Genomic DNA, 25,280 nt, shown 5'->3' with positions numbered 1-25,280 from the left:
GCGGGCGTCAGGCGGAGACGGGGGCCTTGTCGGGCGGCGAGTCGTCGGCCTGGGTGGGCGGTGCGGCGCAGGCACCGGCGGGCGCATCGGGGTCGGCATTCAGATCGCGGCGCATCTGCTTGCTGAAGCCGAAGAAGTACGTGGCGAGGAAGCCGGCGACGTATCCGACCAGCAGGCCGAGGGCGTAGACGGCGGCCGTGACGCCGATGCCGTGGTTGCCCTTGACCAGGGGGAACAGGGCCCAGCCGGAGGGGCCGATGGCGGTGGAGCCGACGGTGTCGCCGAGTTGGTGGGCGAGACCGAGGAAGCCGCCGCCGAAGGCGCCGCCGAGGCAGGCGGTGATGAAGGGGCGGCCGAGGGGGAGCGAGACGCCGTAGATCAGGGGCTCGCCGACGCCCAGGAAGCCCGCGGGGAGGGCGGATTTGATGGTCGTACGGATCGAGCCGTTGCGGGGCAGGCGCAGATAGACGGCGAGTGCGGCGCCGACCTGGCCCGCGCCCGCCATGGCGAGGATGGGCAGCAGGACGGTGTAGCCCTGTTGCTCGATGAGGGTGGTGTGCAGGGGGATGAGGGCCTGGTGGAGGCCCAGCATGACCAGGGGGAGGAAGAGGCCGCCGAGGACGAAACCGGCGAGGGCGCCGCCGTGGGCGAGCAGCCCGTCGGCGAAGGTGGCGAAGGCGGCGGAGATCTCGCCGGCGACGTACATCAGGCCGAAGAGCGTGACCAGGCCGGTGAGCAGGACCGTCAGGGTGGGGGTCACGAGGACGTCCAGCGCCTGGGGGACCAGTCTGCGGCAGCGCTTTTCCACCTGGACCGCGAGGAGGGCGGCGGCCAGGGCGCCGAGGACGCCGCCCTGGCCGGGGGCGAGGGGATGGCCGAAGGCGGAGATATGGGCGACACCGGGGAAGACGACGACGGCGGCGACCGCGCCGCCGAGGACCGGGGTGCCGCCGAATTCCCGGGCGGTGTGGAAGCCGACGAAGACGGCGATGAGCGACATGAAGCCGGAGGCGATGGCGGTCAGCGCGGGGACCAGCGTCGGCAGCCAGCCCAGGTTGGTCAGCAGGCCGTTGATGCCCGCGACGATGCCGCAGCCGATCAGGGCGGGGATCAGCGGGACGAAGATATTGGCGATCCGGCGCAGGAAGAGTTTGGCCGGAGTGGCGTTCTTGGCCTTCTGGCGCGCCTTGAGGGCCGCGCCCTGGGCGGCGAGGTCGGCGGCGGAGGTGACCTTCCGGGGCGCCGCCGGTGCTGCCGGTGCCGCGTCGGGGGCGGCCGTGGTCGGCGTTTCCCCGGCCGGGGACGCCGTGGCGGCCGCGGCGCGCGCCTCCTCGGCCAGGCGCTCGAACTCGGGGGCGACCCGGGCGACCGTCCCGGGGCCCAGCACGATCTGGTACGTGTCGTCCTCGACCACGCCCATGACGCCCGGCACCGCCTTGAGGGCGTCGTCCTGGACCAGCGCGCGGTCCCGGATGCCGAGGCGCAGGCGGGTCATGCAGTGGGCGACGGAGGTGAGGTTCCCGGCGCCGCCGACGAGGGGGAGCAGCGCGGCGGCGAGCGCCTGGTGCTTGTCGGCGTGCGGGGTCTGGCGGGCGCGGTCGTCGGCGTTCCTCTTGGCGTTCTGGTTCGCGTTCTGGTTCGCGGACTGGTTCGTGTTCCGGTTCTGGTTCCTGTCCGGGAGGGGTTCCCGGGTCGTGTCTTCGGGCATGTGGGGTGCCTTGCTGTGCGGGCTACGAGGAGGCGGCGGTTTCCAGGGCGGTGCGGAGGTGGCCGTGGGAGGTTTCGAGGAGGCGGGCGGCGGTGGGGGCGTCGACCTTGCCGAGGAGGGTGAGGATGGCGTTCTTGACCTCGCCGTCCGTGGCGGCGAGCGCGGCCTCGATCTCCTCGTCCGACGCGCCGGTGGCCAGCGCGACGATCCGGCGCGAGCGGGCCCGCAGCTTGTCGTTGGAGGCGCGGACGTCGACCATCAGGTTTCCGTAGGTCTTGCCCAGGCGGATCATGGTGATCGTCGAGAGCATGTTGAGGACGAGCTTCTGCGCCGTACCGGCCTTGAGGCGGGTGGAGCCGGTCAGCAGCTCGGGGCCGACGACGACCTCGATGCCGTGCTCGGCGGCCGCCGCCAGCGCGGATCCGGCGTTGCAGGACAGGCCGACGGTGAGCGCGCCGAGGCGGCGGGCGTGCTCGACGGCGCCTATGGCGTACGGGGTGCGGCCGGAGGCGGAGATGCCGACGACGGTGTCCTGGGGCGTGAGGTCGATGGCGGTCAGGTCGGCGACCGCCAGTTCCCTGCTGTCCTCGGCGCCCTCGACGGCGCTGACCAGGGCGGACGGGCCGCCCGCGATCAGTCCGAGGACCTCGGCGGGGTCGGTGTTGAACGTCGGCGGGCACTCGCTGGCGTCCAGCACGCCGAGCCGGCCCGCAGTACCGGCGCCCGCATAGACCAGCCGTCCGCCGCGGGCCATCCGCTCGGCCGTGGCGTCGATGGCGGCGGCGATCTGCGGGAGGCGGGCGGCGACGGCGGCCGGGACGGTGGCGTCCTCGGCGTTCATCGTGCGGGCGATCTCCAGGGTGGAGCAGCGGTCGATCTCGGCCAGCTCGGGGCGGAACGCCTCGGTGGTCAGGGTCTCCAGCTCGGCGCGGAGGCGGGCGGGGTCGGCGGTGGCAGTCATGGCGTGGTGGCTCTTTCCGGGGGCGGGCTGCTGCCCACAGCGGAGGGCATCGGGCGTATCAGGGCTGGTGGCGGTGGGCCAGGGCCTCGTAGGAGGCGGACAGCGCGGGCGCGGCGGTCTCGTACGTCCGCTGGGCGACCCCTATGAACAGGCAGTCCACGACGAGGAGTTGGCTCGTCCGGGACGACATCGCGGCCGGCCTCAGCTCGCTCTCGCGGGCCGTGGAGGTGGTCAGGATGTGGTCGGCGTACGCGGCGACCTCGCCGTCCGGGCGGCCGGTGATCGCGATGGTCGTGGCGCCGTTGTCGAACGCCACCCGCAGCGGCTCTATGACATCGGTGGTCCGGCCGGAGTGGGTGATCGCCAGGGCGACGTCCCCGGTACGCAGCTGCACGGCATTGGTCACCGCCAGGTGCGGGTCGGAGTGCGCCTGCGCGATCAGACCGATGCGCAGCAGCTTCTGCGCGAGGTCCTGCCCGACGAGATGGGAGGCGCCGTTGCCGTAGACATCGATCCGGCGGGCCCCGCACAGCGCGGCGACGGCCGCCTCCAGCTGGCTGACGTCCAGTCCGTCGGCGGTGTCGGCCAGACACTGCTGCTCTTCCTGGGCGAGCTTGGCGACGACGTCGATCAGGGAGTCGTCGACCGCTATGTCCGCGGTCACGGCGGGCGCGCCGCCGGCCTCCTGTTGCGCGGCGAGCGCGGCGAGGGCCAGGCGCAGATCGCGGTAGCCCGGGTAGCCGAGCAGGCGCGAGGTGCGCACGACGGTGGCCTCGCTGGTGCCGGTGCGCTCGGCGAGGCCGGTGACGGTCAGGGCGGCGCAGCCGGCCGGATCGCCCGCGACGGCTTCGGCGACGCGCTGCATGGAGCGGGTCATCGTCGGGCCGAGGGTGCGGACCTTGGCGGCCAGCGCCGCGGGCGCGGGCGGCGCCGGGGCCGGCCGCTTGGCAGGTTCGTCGGCGGTTTCGTTGACGGCTTCGTGGACGGTCTCGGGGGCCGTCTTCCTGTTCCTGAAAGTTTCCTTCACGATGCTGCTCACGTGTGAAAAGTAATTTCATCCGCGTACCGCGTCAACACTCGCCGTGCCGGGCTGTGGAAAAGTCGCGCGACGCGAGAGGGGCTGTGGACGACGAGCGGTCCGCACCGGCCGTCCGCGCGACAATGGACGGCATGGAGCTGGAACAGGCATTGCATGCCGCGCGGGCGCTGGTGCTCGCCGACCTGGTCGCGGACGAAGTGGCCGACGCCGAGATCGTCTCGCTCGTCGAGGATGCGGTCTCCCACCGCCGGTGGTGGGTGGAGCAGTGGCCTGAGGGCGCGGAATTCGTCGCCGGACTGATAGCCCAGGACGTGCAGGACGCGCTGCTCGAACGCTACGGCCGTTGGCCGCTGTGCCCGGTGTGCACCACCTCCGGCGACCCGCATGCCCTCGACGTCGAGCCGGAGTTGGGGCCCGATCCGCACTGGGTCTGCCCCAAGACGGCCGTCGCGGTGGCGCGCGTGGGGCGGCTGCGGGCGCCGCTGGAGACCTGAGGTGGCGATCTATATCGATCCGCCCACCTGGCCGGGGCACGGCCGGATGTGGTCGCACCTGGTCAGCGACACCTCGTACGACGAGCTGCATGCGTTCGCGGCGGCGATAGGCGCACCGCCGCGGGCGTTCGAGCGCGACCACTACGACCTGCCCGCGGAGTGCTACGCCGACGCGGTGCGGGCCGGGGCGCTGGAGGTCGGCTGCAAGGAACTGCTGCGCCGGCTGACGGCGGCGGGGCTGCGGCGGCCCAAGAACCGGCAGGCGTGAGGCGCTGCCCGCCCGGGGTGTGCGGCGTTACCCGCCCGACGTTGCGCCGGGGGGCTGCGCGACGGCGCCCACGGCGTCGCCGATGACCGGATCGAGATAGCGGAACAGGGCGTTCTTCAGCTCCGTGACGTAGCCGTCCCGCTCGGCGCCCTCGTGCGCCAGGATCAGTTCCAGCCCCGCCTTGAAGAGGCCGAAGCACATTTCCGCGATGCGGGCGGTCGCGGCCCTCGGCGCGTCGGGCGCGTAGAAGGCGATCAGGTCCTGGAGGCGCGCCAGCAGAGCCGCATGCAGCGCGTCGTGCGCCTCGGCCATCCGGCCCGGGACGTCCGGGCCGTGCATCAGCGCGAAGAAGGCCGGGTGCTGGCAGTTGAAGTCGATGAACCGGTCCACGATGCCGTCCAGCAGCTCGCGCAGCGGGGCGGCCGTGTCGGCGGGGGTGAGCACCTCGCCGTAGGTGTCGCGCATCTTGTGGATGAGCCGGTCGCCCAGCTCGATGGCGATGGCCTCCTTGTTCGGGAAGAACTGGTACAGCGTGCCGGGCGAGACGCCGGCCTCGCGGGCGATGGCGTTGGTGGAGGCGGCCGTGTAGCCGCTCGTGCAGAAAACGGTCGCCGCGGCGTCGAGGAGCTGGGCGATACGGCGTTCGCCCCGCGCCTGGCGGCGGCGCGGCTTCTCGTCCCGCCCGTCCTCGGGCGCAGAGGCCTGCGTCCGCCCGTCCTCCGTCTGCTGCTTGTCGACCACGGTTTTCCCCAACTCCCGAACGCGATTGACAAACGCGAGTGCCCGCTCGCATTCTTGAAAAACGCGAGCGGCCGCTCGTGTTTGCCAGTCTATGGCAATGACCGACCCATGCTGCCTGCGCGGACGTACGGACGCACGGATGCACAGGCGCACGGATCACGGTGAAGGGGACACCGCATCATGACCGAAGTCAACAGCCCGCCGGACGACCCGAAGCCGGGCGGCTGGACCCGTTTCGTGACCGCCCGGCCACGCCTTTCCTTGCTGGTGGCGCTGGTGCTGACCGCGCTGGCCGTCTTCGCCGGCAGCGGCGTCGAGAAGCGCCTGGGCGCCGGCGGCTGGGAGGACCCGGCCGCACAGTCCACCCATGCGACCAAGGCGCTGGAGCGGGAATTCCCCGGTTCGCAGCCCAATCTGCTGCTCCTCGTGGACAGCGGGCGGGCATCCGTCGACGATCGCGCGGTCGCCGCCGAGGCCGCGCGGCTGACGGCCCGGCTCGCGGACGAGCGGGGCGTGACGGGCGTCGGCTCGTACTGGCAGACGCGCTCCCCGCAGCTGCGCGCAAAGGACGGACACCAGGCCCTGATCGCCGCTCGGATCACCGGCGACGACACGACCGCGGGCGAGACCCTCGACCGCATCACACCGTCACTGCGCGGTGAGCACGGCCCGGTGCGGGTCTCGGTGGGCGGCCCGGTCGCCGTGCGGCACGAGATCCAGACGACGATCCAGGAGGACCTGGTCCGCGCCGAGACCATCGCCCTGCCCATCACCCTCGTACTGCTCGTGATGGTCTTCGGCAGCGCGGTCGCCGCCCTGCTCCCGCTCGGCATCGGCATCGTCGCCATCCTCGGGACGAACGCGGTCCTGCGCTGCCTCACCGAGTTCACCGACGTATCGGTCTTCGCCCTGAACCTCACGACGGCCCTGGGGCTGGGCCTCGCCATCGACTACGCCCTGTTCATCGTCCGCCGCTTCCGCGAGGAACTGTCCACGGGCGCCGAGCCGTTGGCGGCGGTCGGGACCACGCTGCGCACCGCCGGCCGCACCGTCCTCTTCTCCGCGCTGACCGTCGCCGTCTCGCTCGCCGCGATGATGGTCTTCCCGCAGTACTTCCTGCGCTCCTTCGCCTACGCCGGCATCGCTGTCGTCCTGCTCGCCGCGGCCGCCGCGCTGATCCTTCTCCCGGCCGCGCTCGCCCTGCTCGGCCACCGCGTCAACGCCCTGGACCTGCGACGGCTCCTGCGCCGCGGCGCACCCGGCCGCGCGTCGCCGGGCACCGGCTGGGCCCGCGTCGCCTCCCTGGTGATGCGGCGCGCCCCGGTCTTCGCCCTCGCCACCACCGTCGGCCTCGTCCTTCTCGGACTCCCCTTCCTCGGCGTGAAGTTCGGCACCGCCGACGACCGCCAGCTGCCGACGACCGCCGAGTCCCATACCGTCCAGCAGCACATCCGCGACGGCTTCCCCGGCAGCCCCGGCGGCGGCCTCGACGTCCTCGCCGAGGGCAGGGCGACCCGCGCCCAGTACGCCGACTACCGCACGCGGCTCGCCGGCCTGCCCGGCGTGACGAGGGTGGACGGACCGCTGGTGAAGGGCGACTCGGCCTACTTCACGGTGCTCCCCAAAGGCGAGGCCGTCGACCAGAACACCCAGCACCTGGTCCGCGAAGTGCGCGCCACCCACGCCCCGTTCCGCACCTCGGTCACCGGCACGGCGGCCGTCCTGGTGGACTCCCAGCACGCCATCGGCGAACGGCTGCCCTGGGCCGCGGGCATCATCGCCGTGGTGACCCTGCTGCTGGTCTTCCTGCTCACCGGGAGCGTGCTCATACCGGTCCAGGCGGTGGTGCTCAACGCCCTCAGTCTCACCGCGATGTTCGGCGCCGTCGTCTGGGTCTTCCAGGAGGGCCATCTCTCCGGCGTCCTGGACTTCACCAGCACCGGAGACATCGAGACCACGCTCCCCGTGCTGATGTTCTGCGTCGCCTTCGGCCTCTCCATGGACTACGGCGTCTTCCTGCTCTCCCGGATCAAGGAGGAGTACGACCACACGGGCGACCACCCGCACGCCGTGCGGTACGGACTCCAGCGCACCGGCGGACTGATCACCGCGGCCGCCGTGATCCTCGCCGTGGTGATGGTCGCGATCGGCACCTCCCGGGTGACCAACACCAAGATGCTGGGCCTGGGCATCGCGCTGGCGGTCCTCATGGACGCCATGATCGTCCGCAGTCTGCTGGTCCCCGCCGTCATGCGCCTGACGGGCCGCGCCACCTGGTGGGCCCCGGGGCCGCTGCGCCGCTTCCACGAACGGTTCGGCATATCGGAGGGCGAGCCGGCCCCGGCCCCCGTGGCGGCAAAGCCCCGGGAACCGCAGCCCGTGCCCTAGATGCGCGGTCCGGGCGCGCCTCAGTGCTGTTCGGCCGGTGCGCTCTCCTTTGCGAGGGGGACACCGGCCGAGGAGGCGATCAGCTTGGAGCGGTGAGCCGCCGAGCGGTGGAGACGGAAGGCGACGGCCGTCACGGCGACGGCCACCGCCGCCAGCGCCGAACCGGTCCAGGCCACGGACGGATAACCCCAGTGCGCGCCGATGGCCAGGCCGCCCAGCCAGGGACCAAGGGTGTTGCCGATGTTGAAGGCCGCGGTGGTGGTCGCGCCCGCCAGCGTCGGGGCGGCATTGGCCACGTTGAACATCCGGGCGTTGAGCGCCGGGGCCGTGGTGAAGGCCGTCACGCCGAGCATCAGGGAGAGTGCGACGGCGGCGACCGGGCTGTGGGCGGTCAGGGCCAGCAGGGCCAGGACGGCCGTGGAGGCGGAGATGCCGATGAACATCGTGCCGAAGGGGCGTGCGTCGGCGATCCGGCCACCGATGAACGTACCGATCAGCGCGCCGACGCCGAAGAGGGCGAGCACCGTGGGCACCCAGCTCTCGGCCAGCCCGGCGGTATCGGTCAGCAGCGGCGAGAGATAGGAGAAGAGTGCGAAGACGGCCGCGCCGTTCATGGCCGTGGCGGTCAGGGCCAGCCAGACCTGCTTGTCCTTGTAGATGGTCAGCTCGCGACGCAGCCGGGGACGCTCGTCACCGGTCGGCACGGGCGTGCTCGGCACCAGCGTGATCACCCCGACCAGACCGATCACGGCCAGCACGGCCACCGCCCAGAAGGCCGAGCGCCACCCGGCGTGCTGCCCCAGCAGGGCGCCGGCCGGGACGCCCGCGATATTCGCGATGCTCAGCCCGCCGACCATCACGGCCATCGCACGGGCGCGTGCGGTCACCGGCACCAGCGAGACGGCGACCGCCGCCCCGACCGCCCAGAAACCGGCGCAGGCCAGCGCGCTCACCACGCGCGAGGCGAACAGCACGCCATACGTCGGCGCCAGCGCACCGGCCACCTGGCCCAGCCCGAAGAGGCCGAGCAGGGTTATCAGGGTCGTACGCCGCGGCAGCCGCAGCGTCGCCGCGGCGAGGACGGGCGCACCGACCACCATGCCGATCGCGAACGCGGAGACCAGCAACCCGGCCTGCGGAATGGAGACCTTCAGATCACGGGCGAGCGGCTGGAGGATGCCGGAGAGCATGAATTCGGACGTCCCCAGGGCGAATACGGACAGCCCGAGGACGTAGACGGCGATGGGCATACGGGCGCGGTCGGCGCGATCGGACGGGCTGCGGTTCTCGGGCGGGCTGGACACAGTGCGTTCGGGTCGAGCTGGCATGACAGGTACTAACAGCGGTAGCACAGCTGACATTCCCGGTGTCCGATATGTCGTTCGAGGGCGTGATCCCACCCGTGCCTCCGGCCGTCCGCCCGTAGGCTGCCGCGATGGGGCCGAAACGGGAATGCGAGCGGTGCGGGGCCGAGCGGCGGCCGGTGGCGGAGATCAACGAGCGGGGAGTGCCGCACGGGGCCGGGCCGGAACATCGCCAGGTGCACGACTATGTGCGGATCCTGGAATGCCCGGGGTGCGGGCACGGCGTGCTGTACTCCTTCAGCCACGACTGTTATCTCCAGCCGTGGGAGACGGACGAGCCCTGGGACATGGACTGGACATGGCGGCTGGAGCCGGAGGATCTCGCCCGGCTGCGGCAGGGGCTCGCCGACTGCCCGGATCCGCTGTCCCACCGCTGCCAGTGCCCCGCACATGGCGTCCTGCGCAACGAGCGGCATGCAGCGGTGGACCAGGACGAGGCGCGGGTGGTGCTGGGGGAGGACGGACTGCCGAGGCTGCGACGGCGCACCGGCCAGCAGTGACGCGCGCCGTCAGCGGCCGAGCACCCGTTGGCAGCCGATCACCCGCCGGCCGTCGACCACCCGCCGGCCGTCGACCACCCGTCGGCCGTCGACCACCCGGCCGACGGCTGATCCCCCCGCCGACGGTCGATCACCCCGTCAGCAGCTCCAGCTCCGTCGTCAGATTCCGCCGCGCGGTGTGTTCCCACCGGTCGTAGCCCATCGGCGTCCGGAACAGCCTCGGCAGGGCGAGGAGTTGGCGCAGCACGGCGGCGCGGCCCGCGGCGAAATCGGCGTCGGGAACGAAGCCGTACTCCTCACGGACGGCGGCGGCATACGCCGCATAGTCGTCCGGGGCGCCGGCCAGTACGGCCAGGTCGGCGTCGCACAGCACCTCGCCGTCCGGGTCGTCCGGGGACGGGTCATGGGTGACCGTGAGCCGTACCAGCCGGGCCACCTCGGCCGTACGGGCCACGCCGACGCCGAGTTCGGGCAGGGCGCGTTCGGCGAGGGCGGCGCTGCGCTCCTCGTTCTCGGAGCGGTCCGGGCGGTAGACCGCGTCGTGGAACCAGGCCGCCAACTGGACGACGGGCAGATCGTCGGCGTGCTCGGCCAGTTCGTCGATGCGCTCCAGGACGGCGGCCAGATGGGCGACGGTGTGATAGCGGCGTTGCGGCTCGGCCCACCGGGACAGGAGGTTGTCCGCGTACGGGGCCGGGTCGGGGCCCCCGGCGGCGTGCGGGCCGCGGGCCTCGGCGACGGCGAGGGCCCAGCGGCGGGCCAGCTCCGCCGGGGCGGTCGGGTGCGCCATGGGGAACTCGGGGCTCATGGCAGTCATTGTGCCCCGTGGGTCAAGATCCCTGGCGGTGTGGGCATCGTCGGCGGTACCGGGAATCGTCGCCGGCGGGGCGGGGGCCCCACCCGCATGACGGCACGTCAGGCCAGGCGCACGTCAGGCCAGGCGCACGTCAGGCCGGGCGCACGTCAGGCCGGGCGCACGTCAGGCCGGGCGCACGTCAGGCCGGGCCGCACGTCACATAAGGTCACGTCGCATCAGGTCACGTCACATCAGGTCAGGACATCAGGCCACGTCACATCAGGTCCCGGGCCGATCGCGGCAGGACAGCGAGTCGACCGTCTCCAGCCGGGGCTTGAAGTCGGTCTCCCAGGTGGCGTCGGCCTTCGGTATCGACGGCAGGGAGGTCGCGAAGTCCTGGCTCCAGGCATTGTCGCCGAGGTAGTTCCGCAGGGCGTCCCGCAACTTCAGGCAGTCCTGGCGGTGTCCCTTGGCCATCGCGATGCCGTACTGGTTGGCGGAGCCGTAGGTGATGTCGGGGACGACCTTGAGATCGGGGTTCTCCTGGGTGAAGCCGTAGAGGATCATCTGGTCGATGGAGACCGCGTCGGCCGTCTTCTTGACCTTGAGATCGTTGATGCAGGTGGAGGCGTCCGGCGCCTCGTAGACCTGGATGCGGTTGTACCGCGGGCTCTCCAGGGTGTTGGCGGCGGTTGTCCCCGGCCAGGTGCAGACCCGCTTGCCGTTGACGTCGTCGGGCTTCTTGATCCGGTTGTCGCGCTTGCGGACCATCAGGCCCTCGTAGGTGGTTGCGTACGGTCCCACGAAGTCCAGGTCCTTCATCCGGTCGACGGTTATCGAATAGGTCGCCACGACCAGGTCCTTCGTCTTGTCGGTGAGCACCGCGCGACGGTCCTCGGACGGCACGATCCCGAAGTCCGGTTTGGCGTCGACCGCCTTGAGGACCTGGCGGGCGACGGCGGTGTCGAAGCCGGAGAACTTGTAGTTGCGGACGACGGCCGTGCCGGGCTGGTCGTTCTTGGTGCCCACCTGGACCGTGCCGTCCGCGAAGAGCGAGGGCGGCTGGTCGGCGCCGCAGGCGGTCGCCGAGAGGGCGAGCAGGGCGAGGAGCGCGCCGGCGGCGAGGGCGGGGCGGCCGGGCCCGGCGGTTCCGGTCGTGATTCTGGGCCTGACCGTTCTGGTGGTCCTGACGGTCTTGACGGCCCTGGTGGTCCTGGTGGTCCTGACAGTCATGCGGGTCCCCCGTTCATATGCGGTACGGCGGTACAGGTTCGTGCGAGGTACGGCGGTACGGGTTCGTGCGAGGTACGGGTTTGTGCGAGGTACGGCGGTACGGGTTCGTGCGCAGTACGGGTTCATGCGCGGTACGGCGGCGGCCGCCCGGCGGCTGCCGTCACATGTCGTGCAGTACGGCGCCGGTCGCCCGTACGTCCATCCGGCAGCCGTGGGCGGTGTGCAGCAGCAGATCGATCCGTACGGAGCGGGCCCGCGCGCCCAGGGTGAAGTCGACGGTGTCACCGGGGCGGACGGTCCTGGTCTGGGCGGCAACGCCCGAGGTGAGCAGCGAGACGGTGGCGCTGGTGTCGGGGAGGCAGGTGGGCCCGGCCGGGTCGTGATCGTCGATGGCCAGCGTCAGGCGCAGGGCATTGCGCGGCTCCCGGAGGGCGGGGGCGTCCAGGAGGAGGGAGAGGGTGCGGTGCCCGGTGTCGTCCAGGGGCTGCACGCCCCGGGTGTGGACCTGCCCGGTGACATCGACCTCGCCGTGGGTGACCACGTGCTGGAACGCGAGCCAGGCGCCGACCGTTGCCAGCACGGAGAACAGCGAGAGGATGCCGACCACCCGGACATGCCGCGAATCTGCGGTGCCCTGCTGCGGTTTTCCGTGGAGCACACGGGCGGCGGCGGAGGCGACCGAGAGACCGGCGAGCGTGCCCCACAGGGCGTACTGGCTCGCGGGCCCGTCCGGCCAGGTGCTGCCGGCGATCACCAGGCCCGTGCAGGCCGCCAGGAGGGGCGCCCAGCGTGCGCTGGGGTGCATCACCCACTTGATGATCACGTTCCTGATGGCGTTGGCGGCGACGAAGTGACTGCCGCGCCCGTCCACGTGGCTGTTTTCGGTGCCGGTGGCCCCGGGGCCGGTCATGAGCCGTCCTGCGGGGCGCTGCCGTCATTGAGGGTGACGGCGCCGTGGATCTCGTTGGCGGCGACGATGTGATGGCCGTGCACCGTCACGGTGTTGTTCTTCGTGACGGTGGCCGGGGCCTGCCGGGATATGTGGGCCAGCAGGCGTTCGGCGTCTCGCGGGCCGTCGGAGTCGTCCAGCCAGGTGGCCACTGCGCCGAACAGTCGCCGCCACTGCTCGTCGTCGAGGCCCGCCAGCAGCTGGTCGAGGGCGTCCGCGCGGCGGGTGTCGAGGACCGGCTCGCCGTTGCCGCCGCCGAGCCGGCCGCGACCGTGCAGCAGCCGCCGGAAGAAGCCCTCTCCGGCCGTCACCGTGCGGTCGGCGATCCGCTGCTGGGCGGTGGCGATCACGGCGGTCCCCAGGCTGTTCGCGGCCAGGGTGAGATACGGCGCAATCTCGGCGGATACGGTCACCAGGTCGGACATCGATTCCCCCCACGCTCATCGGACTCGGCCGCAACAGCCTTATCGGGAAGGCGTGTTACCCATGTGCGGGCTGTTCCATACCCGCACCAATGAGGGGTTTCGTGCCGGGTTTGTAACGGATGTTCCGGGCGCGTACGGGTGGTTGCCGGGCGCGTTCGGCGGCGCTGTGACCACCGGGGCGCCGACCAGGCCGTACGCTACTTATTGGACTAGACCTGTCCTCGGCCTCGGTGTGGTCCCGTTGCCGTCGTCATCGCCTGGATTGGGGTCATATGAGCAAGCGCGCGCTCCTGGAGGTCATCGCGCTCGGTCCGGAGGACGCGATCGCGGCGCAGGCCGGTGGTGCCGACCGTCTGGAGCTGGTCACCGATATGGCGGCCGACGGGCTCACTCCGACCCTGACCACGTTTACGCAGGTCCGAGCGGCCGTCGACATCCCGGTACGGGTGATGCTGCGGGCCGCCGACGGCTTCGCGGCCGGGGATGTGGCGGCGCTGTGCACGCAGGCGGCGGCGCTGCGGGCGGCGGGCGCGGAGGAATTCGTCCTGGGCTTCCTGGCCCCGGACGGCCGGCCCGACCTCGTGGCCGTACGGGCCGTCGCGGCGGCGATCGACGGCTGCCGCTGGACGTTCCACCGGGCCCTCGACCACGCCGCCGACCGCGACGCGCTGCGCAAGGAGCTGGCGCAGCTCCCCGGGGGCGGGCGCCCGGACACCTACCTGACGGCCGGTTCCGCCCAGGGCGTGGACGCGGGCCTGGAGACGCTGGTCGCCGAGCAGGCCCGTACGGCGGCGGGCGAGGCCGGATACGCGCCGCGCATCCTGGTGGGCGGCGGGCTCACCCTCGGGCATCTGTCCCGGCTGCGGGCGGCGGGCCTGGACGCCTTCCACATCGGCGGCGCCGCCCGCCCCGCCGGCTGGTCCGCCCCGGTGGACGCGGCAGCCGTACGGGAGTGGCGGGATGCGCTCGACGGGGTGCTGGACGGGGTGGGCGTCCAGGGCCCTTCTGGGCCCTAGGGGGCTTCTGACGGGGCGGGGGGAGCGGCCGACGGGCCCTGGCGCGGCCAACGGGCGACGGCGCGGCCAACAGGCGGCGGGCGGACCGGCCAGTAGGGCCGCTACCTGGTGGCGGCCGACGCGGCCCCCAGCAGTTCCGGCAGGTCCGTGGCATGGATGACGGTCAGGCCGGACACCGGGCGGGTCAGGCAGACGTACAGGCGGCGCAGGCCGGTGCGTTCGTCCGGTTCGCCGTCGATGATGGCGGCGGGCTCGTCCAGGACCACGTAGTCGTACTCCAGGCCCTTGGCGAGGGTGGCGGGCACCAGGGTCAGGCGGGACTCGGCGGAGGTTTCCTCGCCGGGGGCCAGGCAGGCCGTGCCCGCCGCCTCCAGGGCCGAACGCAACGCCGGAATGCGCGCCTCCGCCGCGATCAGGCCGATCGACCCCTCGTTCGCCAGCGCCCGGTCGCACGCCGCCAGGACGGTCGCGTCCAGGTCCTCGGTCGCGACCCGGCGGACCTCGAAATCGCCTGCGGACTCGCGGATCGAGGTGGCCGGCGTCAGATCGGGGGCGATGGCCGGAAGCAGCCGGGAGGCGTACGCGATGACCTCGCGCGGCACACGGAAGCCCTGGGTCAGCTCTTCCACGGCCGACCCCGGCTTCCCCAGGTGGGCCAGCGCCTCCTCCCAGGTGTCGGTCGCCCAAGGAGTCGTCCCCTGGGCGATATCGCCGAGGATCGTCGCCGAGCCCGTCGTACAGCGGCGCCCGACCGCGCGGTACTGCATCGGGGAGAGGTCCTGCGCCTCGTCCAGGACCACATGGCCGAGCGACGGCGTGCGCTCCACCAGGTCCGTCGCCTCGTCGATCAACACCGCATCCGCGGCGGACCACTTGGCGCTCTTCACGCTGCGGGCCGGCCTGGCCCACAGGATGGCCTTCTGCTCCTCGGGCGTGAGGATGCCGTCCGCCTGCTCGGCGAGGAACTCCGCGTCGCCCAGCAGCCGCAGCACCAGCTTGGCCGGATCCACCGGCGGCCAGACCGCCTTGACCGTGGCCTTCACGGTGGCGTTACGGGCCACCGCATCCTGCACCCGGTCGTCCGGCGCCTCGCCCGCCTGCTCCATCCGCACCAGCACGGCATGCGCGATCCGCTGCGGCAGCGCCTCGCGGGCCGCGCCGTAGCGGATGTCCCGTTCCATCAACTCCCGCACGATGTCCTCAAGTTCATACGCCGGTACGCGCCAGCGGCGGGAGCCGCGCACGACCACGCACGGCTCGGTGGGCGGGGTGATGCCCGCACGGACGGCCCGCCGCAGCACCTGCGCCATCCGGGCATCGCCCTTGACCGTCGCCGCGGCCGCCTCGTCCGTGCCGCGCACCTCCACATGGGCCACCAGGTCGTCGACCGTGGCCTGTTTGACCTCCAGCTCGCCCAGGGCGGGCAGTACCTGCTCGATGTAGTGCAGGAACGAGCGGTTCGGGCCGATGACGAGGGTGCCGGAGCGCGCCAGCCGCTCCCGGTGCGCGTAGAGGAGGTAGGCGACCCGGTGCAGGCCCACCGCCGTCTTCCCCGTACCGGGCGCCCCCTGGACGCAGACCGAGCCGCCGATCCCGGCCCGTACGATCTCGTCCTGCTCCGGCTGGATGGTGGCGACGATGTCCCGCATGGGGCCGACGCGCGGCCGCTCGATCTCCGACTGGAGCAGCGCACTGGTCCGGTCCGCTTCCGCCGGGTCGGTGAGGTGCTCGTCCTCGTACGCCGTCAACTCGCCCCCGGTGTAGCCGAATCGGCGGCGCAGCTTCAGGTCCATCGGGTCCTTCGTGGAGGCCCGGTAGAACGGCTGTGAGACGGGGGCGCGCCAGTCGATGACCATGGGATCGCCGTCGGCGTCGTGGACATGGCGGCGGCCGATGTAGAAGTTCTCCCCGGCGGCGCCCTCGGCGAGGTCGACGCCGGGTGCGTGCAGATAGTCGAGGCGGCCGAAGAACAGCGGGGTGTGGGAGAGATCGGCGAGGGCCTTGATACGGGCCTCGATCTCGCCCTGGAGCACCTTCGCGTTGACCCAGTTCGCGGCGACGTCCGCGATGTTGAGCTCCTCGGCGTCCTTGCGCATGGCGCGCAGGGCGGAGCGGGAGGCGGCGAGGTGGGCGCGCTCGCGGGCCAGCGGATCGGACGGGTCGTTCGGGGACGGGTGGGCAGGCGAGGGCACGGCGTTGCCTCCGGTGGGAAGTGTCCGGTGGACGTACTGCGGCGGGCGCGCGTGCGCGCGGTGAGCGGGCACGGCGGGGCCGGCCGGTTTCCGTCCGGTCGGCGGCGCTCCTCGACGGGAGGCGGGGCAGACGCGCGATTGTAGCCAGCACCTATCTGGGGCGCCAACGGAATATCCCGCGGTCCCGCGGTCCCGCGGCCCGGCGGCCCGGCGGTCGGGTTGTCCGGCGCTGACGCGTCGGCACGGGCCGGTCCGGACCGGCCCGTGCCGGGTAGTACCTGGGATGGACGGCGCCTGGACCCGTGGGTCTCCCTCAGGGGCCGTATGGCACCAGAGGCTGACGTCCGGCCGCAGAAGGATGGACCCATGGACCGATGTGCGGCAATCGCGTGAAATTCATCATTGAGGCATGAGCAGCGCAGCGATTCACTCCGCATCCGTCCACCCGCCGTCCCTGTACCCGGTCAAGGGCGCCACCGCCCTCGGCCCCGACCCCGTGCACCCCGCGGACCGCGTCCACGACAGCCGCCATGTGATAGGCAACGCCCTCCGCGCGGTCCGGGTCTTCGTCGCGGCGGCCTTCAGCGTCGCGGTCCTGGGGGAGTACGGCGAGGACTGAGGCCGCCCGGTCCACCGCACCGACCACCGCCCGGACCACGGCGTCCGGCCCGCCTCGTCCCGCCCCACCCCGTCCTGACATCCGGATGACCGGAAAACCGTTACGGGCCGTCGGCCTCGGTCCGCTAGCGTCGCCGCCAAGGGCGCGCTCGGGTCTATGACGGAGGGGTCGAGGGGTGTCTGCCGCGGACGGGACGGGGACCTGGACGGCAATACGTACCTGGGCGCAGGGCATCGCGGCCCGCCGCAAGCTGGTGATCGCGGCCGCACTGCTCCTGGTGTCGTTCGCCGGGCTGTGGGTGCTCTACGAGGTCCAGCCGCTCCCGATGTCCGACATAGCCGTCTACCGCGCGGAGGGCGATGCCGCCGCGACCGGCAGTGACCTCTATGGGTTCACGGTCACCAAATGGCACCTTCCGGCCACCTACCCGCCCTTTGCCGCCCTGCTGTTCATCCCCACCAGCTGGCTCCCGCTCGCCACCCTCAAGGTCGTCTGCGTACTCGTCAACGCGGTCCTGCTCGCCCTGCTGATCCACCTCTCCGTCAAGGCCGCCGGCCTGCGCAAGGCCGCCGGCGCCGCGCCCGCCCTGCTGACCGCCACCGCCCTCGGCCTCTGGCTCGAACCGGTCTTCCAGACCTTCGTCTTCGGCCAGGTCAACCTCGCCCTCGCCTGCCTGGTCCTGTGGGACCTCTCCCGCCCGGACGGCGCCCGCTTCAAGGGCTTCGCCACCGGCCTCGCGGCAGGCATCAAACTCACCCCCGCGATCTTCCCCGTCTATCTCCTGATCACCGGCCGGGTGAAGGCCGCCGCCACCGCCCTCGCCGGGTTCGCCATATCGGTGCTGGCCGGGCTGCTGTTCCTGCCCCACGCCAGCGTCGAGTTCTGGACCCGGCGGATGTTCGAGACCGGCCGGGTCGGCACGGCATGGATCGTCGACAACCAGTCGCTCCAGGGCATGATCGCCAGGGTGCTGCACAACCCGGAGCCCGGTCTCATCTGGGCCGTGGCGGCGCTGCTCACCGCCGTCGCCGGCCTCTGGGCCGCCCGCCGGGTCTATCTGCGCCGTGGCCTGGACACCTGGGGCGTCCTGGTCACCGCCGTCACGGCCCTGCTGGTCTCGCCGATCAGCTGGTCCCACCACTGGGTGTGGTGCGTGCCCCTGCTGGCCGTCCTGGCCTCGCACACCCGCGGCATCCCCTGGCGCCGGGCGCTGCTGGCCGCCGTCACCCTGGTCTTCACCGCCCGCACCCTGTGGATCGTGCCGCACACCGGCGACCTCGATCTCCACCTCTCCTGGTGGCAGCAGCCGCTCACCTCGCCCTACCCGGCGCTCGGCCTGGCGCTGCTGGCCGCCCTGGTGTGGTGGACCCGGCGCTCCCCGGGCCACCCCGCGACCCCCGGCCGGATCCCACCGCCCCGTACGGGCGCCGAGCCGCTGGACACCCACACCCGTACGGGCTGAGCGCACCCGCACCCACACCCGTACGGGCTGAGCGCGGCAGCCCGGCGGCCCGTCCAGCCGCGCGCCCGCCTCAGGGACGGGCCGGGCCCCTGCGCCTCACCACTCCTCCTCCGTCGCCAGCAGCTCATCGGAGTCCACGATCCGGTACGCATACCCCTGTTCGGCCAGGAAGCGCTGGCGGTGCGCGGCGAAGTCCTGGTCGATGGTGTCGCGGGCGACGACCGAATAGAACCGCGCCTCGTGCCCGTCCGCCTTGGGCCGCAGCACCCGCCCCAGCCGCTGCGCCTCCTCCTGACGCGACCCGAACGTGCCGGACACCTGGATCGCCACCGTGGCCTCGGGAAGGTCGATCGAGAAGTTCGCCACCTTCGAGACCACCAGCACCGAGATCTCGCCCTCCCGGAACGCATCGAAGAGCTTCTCCCGCTGCGCGTTGGTGGTCTCCCCCTTGATCACCGGCGCGTCCAGATGCTCCCCCAGCTCATCGAGCTGGTCGATGTACTGCCCGATGACCAGGGTCTGTTCGCCCTGATGACGCCGCACCAGCGCCTCGGTCACATACTGCTTGCTGGCCGTCGTCGCGCAGTAACGGTACTTCTCCTCGGTCTCCGCCATCGCATACGTCAGCCGCTCCGACTCGGTCAGATTGACCCGCACCTCGACACAGTCGGCCGGGGCGATATAGCCCTGCGCCTCGATCTCCTTCCACGGCGCATCGAACCGCTTCGGCCCGATGAGCGAGAAGACGTCCGACTCCCGCCCGTCCTCCCGCACGAGCGTCGCCGTCAGCCCCAGCCGCCGCCGCGCCTGGAGATCGGCCGTGAACTTGAAGACCGGCGCGGGCAGCAGATGCACCTCGTCATAGACGATCAGGCCCCAGTCCCGGGAATCGAAGAGCTCCAGATGCGGATAGACGCCCTTCCGCTTCGTGGTCAGCACCTGGTAGGTGGCGATGGTGACCGGCCGGATCTCCTTGCGCGTCCCGCTGTACTCGCCGATCTCGTCCGCGCTCAGCGAGGTCCGCTTCACCAGCTCGTGCTTCCACTGCCGTGCCGAGACCGTATTCGTGACGAGAATCAGCGTGGTGGCCTTCGCCTCGGCCATCGCACCGGCCCCCACCAGCGTCTTTCCCGCACCGCACGGCAGGACGACGACACCCGAGCCGCCGTGCCAGAAGCCCTCCACGGCCTGCTGCTGATACGGCCGCAGCGCCCAGCCGTCCTCGCGCAGCTCGATGGGATGCGCCTCGCCGTCGACGTAACCCGCCAGGTCCTCGGCCGGCCAGCCCAGCTTGAGCAGCGTCTGCTTGATCTGCCCCCGCTCGGAGGGGTGCACGGCCACGCTGTCCCGGTCGATCCGCGCCCCGACCAGCGGCTGCACCTTCTTCGACCGCAGGATCTCTTCGAGGACCGGCCGGTCGGTGGTGGTCAGCATCAGCCCGTGCGTCGGGTGCTTGACCAGCGTCAGCCGCCCGTAACGCGACATCGTCTCGGCGATGTCGACCAGCAGGGCATGCGGCACCGGATACCGCGAGAACTGCACCAGCGCATCGACGACCTGCTCGGCGTCGTGCCCGGCCGCCCGCGCATTCCACAGCCCCAGCGGCGTCACCCGGTAGGTATGGATGTGCTCCGGCGCCCGCTCCAGCTCGGCAAAGGGCGCGATGGCCCGCCGGCAGGCGTCCGCCAGCTCATGGTCCACCTCCAGGAGCAGCGTTTTGTCGCTCTGGACGATGAGAGGTCCGTTCACGCGCCTCGCCTTTCGCTTCCCGGCCGCCGGACGCAGGGACCGGCCGCAGCCATCGGCCGTACATACGGCCAAACGTCCAGTCTGCCGCATGGGCGCACCGACCCGTTAGCGATGGACGGCCGGAGGCCGGGCGGCATACGAGGAACGGGCTGCTCAGGACGCGGATTCGTCCGCCAGTTCGGCCACGCCCGTGATCCGGTGGAGCGGATACGTGCGGACCTCGTCGGCGGTGTGGTCGTAGGCCGTCACGAAGCCGCCCTCGACCCGTACGGGGGCGATCACCCGCTGGCTGGCGGCGCCGTCGGCGTTGACGTAGCCGATCCACAGGGCCGAGCTGGTGAGCACCGCGGCCTGCATCGTGGCGAGGGTCTCGGCGGAGGTGGTGCGGGGCAGGCCGCCGGGGGCCGGGGAGGGGGCGGCGTGGACGGGTTTGCGTTCGGCGGTTGCGGCGAGGTCGCCGGCGCGGATGGCGCGGACGGCCGCCGTCAGGAGGGTGGCGTCGGGGGCGGGCGGGCCCTCGGGGACCGGGACGGGGGCCGTGCGGGGCGGGGTGCGGTAGGTGTCGCTGCGGGCGATCAGGACATCGCCGGTGGCGGACTCGGCGGCGGGGGCGTAGCCCATGGCCCGCAGCCCTTCGAGGAGCTGGTCGGGGGCGGTCTGCGCGGCCAGCACGGTGGGGGCCAGCCGGCGCAGGCGCAGGGCGACGGCGCGGCGGTCGGCGAGGATCTCGGACAGCAGCGCATCGTCGTCGCAGCGCAGATAGGCGGCGGCCGCGCCGACCCGCAACCGGCCGTGCTTACGGGCCACATCGTCGACGAGATAGCTGAGCGGCTGCGGGACCGGCGTACGGGAGTGGGCGGCCAGGAACTCCTGGAGCTCGGCGGCGGAGCGCCCGGCGTCCAGGGCGCGGCGTACGGAGGCCGGGGTGAAGCGGTACACCGTCGCGCCGCCCTTGGACTCGACGTCGGCCAGGACGCCCAGCGCCTCGGCCAGCGGGCGGTGCAGCGGCCCTGGGGCGACGGCGGTCAGGTCCGCCTGGAGCAGGACGTGGTCGAGGGGCTCGGGCAGGAGCGGGGCGAGCAGGGCGGCGGCGCGGCCCGCGGCGGCCGTGGCCTCGGCGGGGGTGGGGACGGGCGCCGGAGCGTCATCCTCCGGTTCGCTGCCGAGCAGTGCGCGGCCGTGGGTGGCGAGCGCACCGCGGCCGGTCACGCCCAGCAACTCGGCCTCGTTGAGCGTCCATTGGGCGAGCCGGGTCCGCAGATCGACCTCCACCGGGGCCGCCGCCCCCTCCTCCGGTTTCGCCGCGGCCGCCCCCGTGTGCGCCGCCCCGCGCAGCGGCCGCTCCCACTGGAGCCGGGCGAGCACCGCCGCGGACGGTACGGACGTCCCGGGCGGGAGAGCGGCCAGGAGGGCGAGGGTGCGCCGGCGGACCTCAGGGGCCGGGGAGCGGTCCACGTTCGGCCCCAGCGCGGCGAGGGTGCGGCCCTTGGCGTCGGCGGCGCCGACCACCCCCGGCGTACGGGTCGCGGGCAGCCAGGCGGCCGCCAGCACCGCCCAGCGCTCGTGGTCGGGCAGTTGCAGCCACTCCTCGGCGGCCGGGGTGGCCGCATACCGCTCATCGGCCTCGCCGTCGGAGGCGATCAGCCCGGCCCCGTAGGCCAGTTCCAGCCAGAAGGCGGCCAGCTGCTCGGTGGTGTCCAGGGCGGTCGCGGTCCGCTTGAGGTCGCGCACGCTCAGGCCCCCGGCACGCAGGACGGACGGGCCGCCCAGGTCCCACTCCTTGAGCAGCTCCTCGACGGTCGCCAGCGCGGTGAACGCCGCGCTCGCGGCGGCGTTGTCCACAAGGTGGGGATCGCGCTCGGTGGCGGGTGCCAGCTTGGGCGGCAGCGGTTCCGGGGTGTGGTGCGCGCGGCCCGCCCGCAGATGCAGGGCGGCCTCCCGGGGCAGCACGACATTGCGCCCGCCCGCCGGGAGCAGCAGCCCGCGGTCGAGCAGCCACTGGAGATGCGCGGCCGGGCGGTCCGTGACACCGCCGTACGCAGGCCCCCACAGCAGCTTGTCGAGCACCGCGACGGACTCGGCCGGGGCGGTGTCCAGCAGCCGTGCCATTCGGGGGCGATCGGAGAAGAGGGAGGTCAGCGCGGCGACGGCGGTGACCGGATCGTGGGTGGCGGGCAGCTCGGCCGCGGCGAGGATCTCCTGGAGCCGACCCGGCGACATCCCCGCGGTGGCCTCCGCGACGGTCGGGCCGAGCCCGGTGGGCGAGGGATGGGTGGCGCTCGGTGTGAGCAGCTCACGGGCCGTACGCACCAGCCGCAGCCGCTCGTCCGGCCCCCACACCAGCGCCTGCGCCCGCAGCGTGGCCACCGCCCGGGGCAGCTCCGCGGCGACCGCCGGGTCCCCGGCGTCCCCGCACATCAGCGAGTCGAGCGCCGCATACGGACAGGGGTCGGGCGCCACGGCCAGCGCCTCGGCGGCTTGCAGCGCGAAGCGGTCCAGCCGCTCGACCGCCCGCGCCACCGAGGCGCGGGTGCCGGCCCTGGTGGCGAGCTGGGTGACGTCCCCCGGCACCGGGGAGAGCAGATCGGGCCGGGCCCGCAGCAGGCCGGCGAGCCCGCTGTCGGTGCGGGTTCTGAGCTCCTCGGCCAGGGTGCGGGGTGTATCGGTCATTCGTCTTACGTTAGCCGGGCCATGGATCCCAGGGCACCGTCCGGCGGCCACGACGCCGAGGGGCGCACGCCCGGCGCGCCCGTCGGGGGCGGCGGGCCGGGCCGGGCGGCGGTACGGTCGGAGGCGCAACCGGCGGGCGCCGCAGGGGACTTCGTGGGGTTATTGGGGTTATGCCGTGGGGATCGAAAGCGATCAGCTGGTCTTCGACTATCTGAGCCGGGTCGGCGACCTGGCACAGCAGCGCGGACTGCCGGCCGCCGCACGGATGCAGCTGGTGGCCGGGCTGCGGGCCCGGATCGACGCCCAGAAACCCGACACCGTCCCCGGAGTGAAGCGGATGCTGGCGCGGCTGGGCACGCCGGAGGCGGTGGTGACGGCCGCGCGCACCGGGGACGCGCCCCCGGAGGCGGAGGCCGCCGGCAGCCGCCCAGGTTGGCGCACCGGTCTCCTCGGCAAGATCCCCGGGCCACGGGACGGCGCGCCGCGCCCCGGCTTTCTGCGCAAGCCCGCCCGGCCCGCACCGGAGCCGGATCCGGGCGGCGCGCCGCCGCATCTGGCGGGCGCCGACGAGCTGGGCGAGGCGGACGATCCGCCGGACTGGTGGCGGGTGGAGGCGTCGCCGTACGCGGCGCAGGAGAGCGTGCCCGGGTTCATCGGCGGCATCGAGCTCCCGGAGGTCTGGGAGCGGCCCAAGGCCGCGGAGGCCGCCGAGGCGGCCGGTTCAGCCGATGAGCCGGAGGGCGCCGACGATGCCGACCCGGAGGACGGCAGGCGGCGCCTCCCGCGACTCCTGCGGCGTGCACTCGCGCGCCGTGGTGGCGCGCCCGATCCCGATACCCCGGCCGCCGAGGCGACCGATGACCCGGAGGACGCCCCCGAGGAGCCCCCGGCGTCCCCCTGGGCGTGGCTCAGCCCCGTCCCCGCGCTGGCCGTGGTGCTGCTGCTCGCCGGCGCCGTGGTCGGCTCCTGGCTCGCGCTGGCGGGCGGCTGGGGGCTGCTGTACGTGTCGCGGCGGCTGACCCGCGCCGAGGTCAAGTTCGCGGTCCTGGGCGTGCCGGGGGTCGCCCTGTGCGGCCTGCTGGTGTGGCTCTGGGGGCGTGCGGGTGGTCGCTGGGGCGACCGGGTTGCCCCCGGTGCGGTCGGGCAGGCCCTTTTGGACGGCCTGCCCGGGGTGGCTCGGGTCGCGGCCGTCTTGTCGTCGGGGTACGTGCTGTGGCGCCTGCGCCTGCGCCGGTCGGCTTAGGCCCCACGTTGCCGGGTGCGGCGCCGTTTTTGGTTCTGTGGTTTTGTGCCCGCCTGGCGGCGGGATCGGGGTGGGTTTCGGGGTTGGTCGCCGGGTGTGTGGTGTGGGTGCGGGGCCGGTCTTCCACGACTTCGTCGCTCCAGCCCGGCCCCTCCCGCCCGGTTCGGCGGCCACCCCGGGGTGGGGGTACCTGGCGGGTTGCGGTGGACGCTGACCCGGCGGCCGTCGTCCGTACCTTCCTCCCCTGGCCGGAGGTCGACGACGGTGGGGAGGCGGCAGGCTGTAGGGACGAAGTCCTGGAAGCCTGACGCCGCACCCATGGCAACGGATGGTCGACCGCGGCGGCCGACCCAACCCCCGCCCGCCGAAGGCGGGCACCGCAACCCCTACGACGCCGCAGAAAACAACGTGGGGAGAATAGCCCCATGCGCACCTTCGGCTTCGATCTTGATATGACGCTGATCGACTCCCGGGCCGGTATCAAGGCCACCTACGAGGAGCTGTCGGCCAGGACCGGCACCTATGTGGATGCCGAGGCGGCGATCGGTCGGCTGGGGCCGCCGTTGGAGGAGGAGATCCGGCGGTGGTTCCCGGCGGAGCGGGTGGTGGAGATGTGTGCGGTCTACCGCGGGCTGTATCCGGATCACGCGATCGCGCCGACGCGGGCCATGCCCGGTGCCCGGGAGGCACTGGCCGCGGTGCGCGCGGCGGGCGGGCGCGCGATAGTCGTCACCGCCAAGTACGAGCCCAGCGCCAAGCTGCATCTGGCCCATCTGGGCATCGACGCGGACGCGGTCATCGGCTCGCTGTGGGCGGAGGCCAAGGCCGAGGCGCTGCGCGAGCACGGCGCGGCGGTCTACGTCGGCGACCACACCGGCGACGTACGGGGCGCGCGCACCGCACAGGCGCTGTCGGTGGCCGTCGCGACCGGGCCGTGCACGGCCGAGGAGCTGCGCGCGGCCGGAGCCGATGTGGTGCTGGGCGATCTGACGGAGTTCGCCGGGTGGCTGGATCGCTACGTCGCCGAAGGGGCGGACGGGGAGGGCGCGGCGTCGGCTTCCGTATGACGCCGCTGGGCCCTGGCGGTCCGGATCACGCCCGCCGCGGCCACCGCGAAACCGGCGCCCATCAGCATGCAGACCCAGTAGAAGACGGACGGCAGCGGCTCGGTCCCCAGGAACAGCGGCGCCACCGTGGCGAGAGTGGCCACTGCGCCAACTAGGAACATGATCGCGCCGATTCGGACCAGCAGATCCCCGGCCTGGGGCGTTTCATCAGACACCTGACCAGGGTAAGTGCCGGGCCAGAAGTTCCGAGGATCCCCCCTGGGACGTCTTGTCACCAGGCACCGGACCATTAGCCTTGGTGGTGGCGGGTCAGGTGACCCGCTGCACTGCTATCCAGAGCCGTTTATCCATCCAGACCGCGTCTGCTGCGGATGCGCAGCGGACGCCCAGTATTTT

General features: G+C 72.8%; 22 protein-coding genes. 9 read left to right on the top strand and 13 right to left on the bottom strand.

All coding sequences use genetic code 11. The features are described 5' to 3' along the window. Positions 1-7 precede the first annotated feature (7 nt). Genes SNA_RS35660 through SNA_RS35650 form a run of 3 tightly spaced genes read right to left on the bottom strand, consistent with a single transcriptional unit; the run spans position 8 to position 3,579 of the window. On the bottom strand, positions 8-1,708 hold the full coding sequence (locus SNA_RS35660; protein WP_078970437.1) for a PTS transporter subunit EIIC: 1,701 nt from the start codon (positions 1,706-1,708) through the stop codon (positions 8-10). A gap of 22 nt (positions 1,709-1,730) precedes the next feature. Then, a complete protein-coding gene (gene murQ / locus SNA_RS35655) occupies positions 1,731-2,669 on the bottom strand; it encodes an N-acetylmuramic acid 6-phosphate etherase (protein ID WP_044368563.1) in 939 nt (312 codons plus the stop codon). Between the two features lie 58 nt (positions 2,670-2,727). Continuing rightward, on the bottom strand, positions 2,728-3,579 hold the full coding sequence (locus SNA_RS35650) for a MurR/RpiR family transcriptional regulator (protein WP_044368639.1): 852 nt from the start codon (positions 3,577-3,579) through the stop codon (positions 2,728-2,730). A gap of 260 nt (positions 3,580-3,839) precedes the next feature. Between SNA_RS35650 and SNA_RS35645 the strand changes: the two genes are divergently transcribed. Beyond that, complete coding sequence (locus tag SNA_RS35645) at positions 3,840-4,202, top strand: hypothetical protein (RefSeq protein ID WP_420823544.1); 363 nt, start codon at positions 3,840-3,842, stop codon at positions 4,200-4,202. A 1-nt stretch (position 4,203) separates the two neighbouring features. Next, positions 4,204-4,470: a DUF4031 domain-containing protein gene (locus SNA_RS35640; protein WP_030072084.1), complete on the top strand. Its 267-nt coding sequence runs from the start codon at positions 4,204-4,206 to the stop codon at positions 4,468-4,470. A 27-nt stretch (positions 4,471-4,497) separates the two neighbouring features. On the opposite strand, the gene SNA_RS35635 is transcribed toward SNA_RS35640, so the two are convergent. Continuing rightward, complete coding sequence (locus SNA_RS35635) at positions 4,498-5,223, bottom strand: TetR/AcrR family transcriptional regulator (protein ID WP_420823543.1); 726 nt, start codon at positions 5,221-5,223, stop codon at positions 4,498-4,500. A 168-nt stretch (positions 5,224-5,391) separates the two neighbouring features. On the opposite strand from SNA_RS35635, the gene SNA_RS35630 reads away from it, so the two are divergent. Next, entirely contained in the window at positions 5,392-7,599 is a 2,208-nt protein-coding gene (locus tag SNA_RS35630) for an MMPL family transporter (protein ID WP_030072088.1), read from the top strand. A gap of 20 nt (positions 7,600-7,619) precedes the next feature. Here SNA_RS35630 and SNA_RS35625 read toward each other — a convergent pair whose 3' ends face one another. Then, complete coding sequence (locus SNA_RS35625; RefSeq protein WP_044368634.1) at positions 7,620-8,849, bottom strand: Cmx/CmrA family chloramphenicol efflux MFS transporter; 1,230 nt, start codon at positions 8,847-8,849, stop codon at positions 7,620-7,622. 185 nt (positions 8,850-9,034) lie between these two features. On the opposite strand from SNA_RS35625, the gene SNA_RS41840 reads away from it, so the two are divergent. Beyond that, positions 9,035-9,463 carry a hypothetical protein gene (locus tag SNA_RS41840; protein ID WP_157880186.1) on the top strand — a complete coding sequence of 143 codons (429 nt, stop codon included), beginning with the start codon at positions 9,035-9,037 and terminating at the stop codon, positions 9,461-9,463. A gap of 130 nt (positions 9,464-9,593) precedes the next feature. Here the strand turns inward: SNA_RS41840 and SNA_RS35615 are convergent, their stop codons facing one another. The 4 genes from SNA_RS35615 to SNA_RS35600 all read right to left on the bottom strand — a co-directional run bounded on the left by SNA_RS35615 (position 9,594) and on the right by SNA_RS35600 (position 12,866). After that, complete coding sequence (locus SNA_RS35615; RefSeq protein ID WP_030072094.1) at positions 9,594-10,271, bottom strand: HD domain-containing protein; 678 nt, start codon at positions 10,269-10,271, stop codon at positions 9,594-9,596. A 267-nt stretch (positions 10,272-10,538) separates the two neighbouring features. After that, positions 10,539-11,492, bottom strand: coding sequence for a transporter substrate-binding domain-containing protein (locus SNA_RS35610; RefSeq protein ID WP_051877524.1), 954 nt, complete (start codon positions 11,490-11,492; stop codon positions 10,539-10,541). A 160-nt stretch (positions 11,493-11,652) separates the two neighbouring features. Next, the gene (locus SNA_RS35605) at positions 11,653-12,402 is read right to left on the bottom strand and encodes a hypothetical protein (protein WP_044368561.1); all 750 of its coding nucleotides are present in this window, start codon (positions 12,400-12,402) and stop codon (positions 11,653-11,655) included. Beyond that, on the bottom strand, positions 12,399-12,866 hold the full coding sequence (locus tag SNA_RS35600) for a hypothetical protein (RefSeq protein WP_044368559.1): 468 nt from the start codon (positions 12,864-12,866) through the stop codon (positions 12,399-12,401). The genes SNA_RS35605 and SNA_RS35600 overlap by 4 nt, the downstream gene beginning before the upstream one ends. Before the next feature lie 272 nt (positions 12,867-13,138). Between SNA_RS35600 and SNA_RS35595 the strand changes: the two genes are divergently transcribed. Continuing rightward, positions 13,139-13,882, top strand: coding sequence for a copper homeostasis protein CutC (locus SNA_RS35595; protein ID WP_044368557.1), 744 nt, complete (start codon positions 13,139-13,141; stop codon positions 13,880-13,882). Between the two features lie 101 nt (positions 13,883-13,983). Here the strand turns inward: SNA_RS35595 and SNA_RS35590 are convergent, their stop codons facing one another. After that, positions 13,984-16,074, bottom strand: a complete 2,091-nt coding sequence (locus tag SNA_RS35590; protein ID WP_030072102.1) for a HelD family protein — start codon at positions 16,072-16,074, stop codon at positions 13,984-13,986. Between the two features lie 409 nt (positions 16,075-16,483). Between SNA_RS35590 and SNA_RS35585 the strand changes: the two genes are divergently transcribed. Beyond that, positions 16,484-16,693 carry a hypothetical protein gene (locus tag SNA_RS35585; RefSeq protein WP_030072104.1) on the top strand — a complete coding sequence of 70 codons (210 nt, stop codon included), beginning with the start codon at positions 16,484-16,486 and terminating at the stop codon, positions 16,691-16,693. 175 nt (positions 16,694-16,868) lie between these two features. Then, positions 16,869-18,155, top strand: coding sequence for a glycosyltransferase 87 family protein (locus tag SNA_RS35580; protein WP_052809028.1), 1,287 nt, complete (start codon positions 16,869-16,871; stop codon positions 18,153-18,155). Positions 18,156-18,251: 96 nt separating this feature from the next. Here SNA_RS35580 and SNA_RS35575 read toward each other — a convergent pair whose 3' ends face one another. Next, positions 18,252-19,904, bottom strand: a complete 1,653-nt coding sequence (locus SNA_RS35575; protein WP_030072108.1) for a DNA repair helicase XPB — start codon at positions 19,902-19,904, stop codon at positions 18,252-18,254. A 153-nt stretch (positions 19,905-20,057) separates the two neighbouring features. Further along, positions 20,058-22,574: a helicase C-terminal domain-containing protein gene (locus SNA_RS35570; RefSeq protein WP_044368555.1), complete on the bottom strand. Its 2,517-nt coding sequence runs from the start codon at positions 22,572-22,574 to the stop codon at positions 20,058-20,060. 175 nt (positions 22,575-22,749) lie between these two features. Between SNA_RS35570 and SNA_RS35565 the strand changes: the two genes are divergently transcribed. Continuing rightward, positions 22,750-23,817 (top strand): hypothetical protein, encoded by a 1,068-nt coding sequence (locus SNA_RS35565; protein ID WP_030073963.1) that lies wholly within the window; start codon positions 22,750-22,752, stop codon positions 23,815-23,817. Between the two features lie 425 nt (positions 23,818-24,242). Next, positions 24,243-24,884 (top strand): HAD family hydrolase, encoded by a 642-nt coding sequence (locus SNA_RS35560; protein WP_030073645.1) that lies wholly within the window; start codon positions 24,243-24,245, stop codon positions 24,882-24,884. On the opposite strand, the gene SNA_RS35555 is transcribed toward SNA_RS35560, so the two are convergent. Continuing rightward, positions 24,833-25,099: a hypothetical protein gene (locus SNA_RS35555; RefSeq protein ID WP_030073641.1), complete on the bottom strand. Its 267-nt coding sequence runs from the start codon at positions 25,097-25,099 to the stop codon at positions 24,833-24,835. The two genes, SNA_RS35560 and SNA_RS35555, sit on opposite strands and share 52 nt — an antisense overlap. Positions 25,100-25,280 lie beyond the last annotated feature (181 nt).

This window comes from Streptomyces natalensis ATCC 27448 (genome assembly GCF_000935125.1).
Lineage (GTDB): Bacteria > Actinomycetota > Actinomycetes > Streptomycetales > Streptomycetaceae > Streptomyces > Streptomyces natalensis.
This window is presented reverse-complemented; position numbering and strand designations above follow the sequence as displayed.

Coding starts and splice junctions, on each gene's coding strand:
- SNA_RS35660 (WP_078970437.1), bottom strand. CDS start 1,708: ATGCCCGAAGACACGACCCGGGAACCCCTCCCGGACAGGAACCAGAAC.
- murQ (WP_044368563.1), bottom strand. CDS start 2,669: ATGACTGCCACCGCCGACCCCGCCCGCCTCCGCGCCGAGCTGGAGACC.
- SNA_RS35645 (WP_420823544.1), top strand. CDS start 3,840: ATGGAGCTGGAACAGGCATTGCATGCCGCGCGGGCGCTGGTGCTCGCC.
- SNA_RS35630 (WP_030072088.1), top strand. CDS start 5,392: ATGACCGAAGTCAACAGCCCGCCGGACGACCCGAAGCCGGGCGGCTGG.
- SNA_RS35625 (WP_044368634.1), bottom strand. CDS start 8,849: ATGCCCATCGCCGTCTACGTCCTCGGGCTGTCCGTATTCGCCCTGGGG.
- SNA_RS41840 (WP_157880186.1), top strand. CDS start 9,035: ATGGGGCCGAAACGGGAATGCGAGCGGTGCGGGGCCGAGCGGCGGCCG.
- SNA_RS35615 (WP_030072094.1), bottom strand. CDS start 10,271: ATGAGCCCCGAGTTCCCCATGGCGCACCCGACCGCCCCGGCGGAGCTG.
- SNA_RS35610 (WP_051877524.1), bottom strand. CDS start 11,492: ATGACTGTCAGGACCACCAGGACCACCAGGGCCGTCAAGACCGTCAGG.
- SNA_RS35605 (WP_044368561.1), bottom strand. CDS start 12,402: ATGACCGGCCCCGGGGCCACCGGCACCGAAAACAGCCACGTGGACGGG.
- SNA_RS35600 (WP_044368559.1), bottom strand. CDS start 12,866: ATGTCCGACCTGGTGACCGTATCCGCCGAGATTGCGCCGTATCTCACC.
- SNA_RS35595 (WP_044368557.1), top strand. CDS start 13,139: ATGAGCAAGCGCGCGCTCCTGGAGGTCATCGCGCTCGGTCCGGAGGAC.
- SNA_RS35585 (WP_030072104.1), top strand. CDS start 16,484: ATGAGCAGCGCAGCGATTCACTCCGCATCCGTCCACCCGCCGTCCCTG.
- SNA_RS35570 (WP_044368555.1), bottom strand. CDS start 22,574: ATGACCGATACACCCCGCACCCTGGCCGAGGAGCTCAGAACCCGCACC.
- SNA_RS35560 (WP_030073645.1), top strand. CDS start 24,243: ATGCGCACCTTCGGCTTCGATCTTGATATGACGCTGATCGACTCCCGG.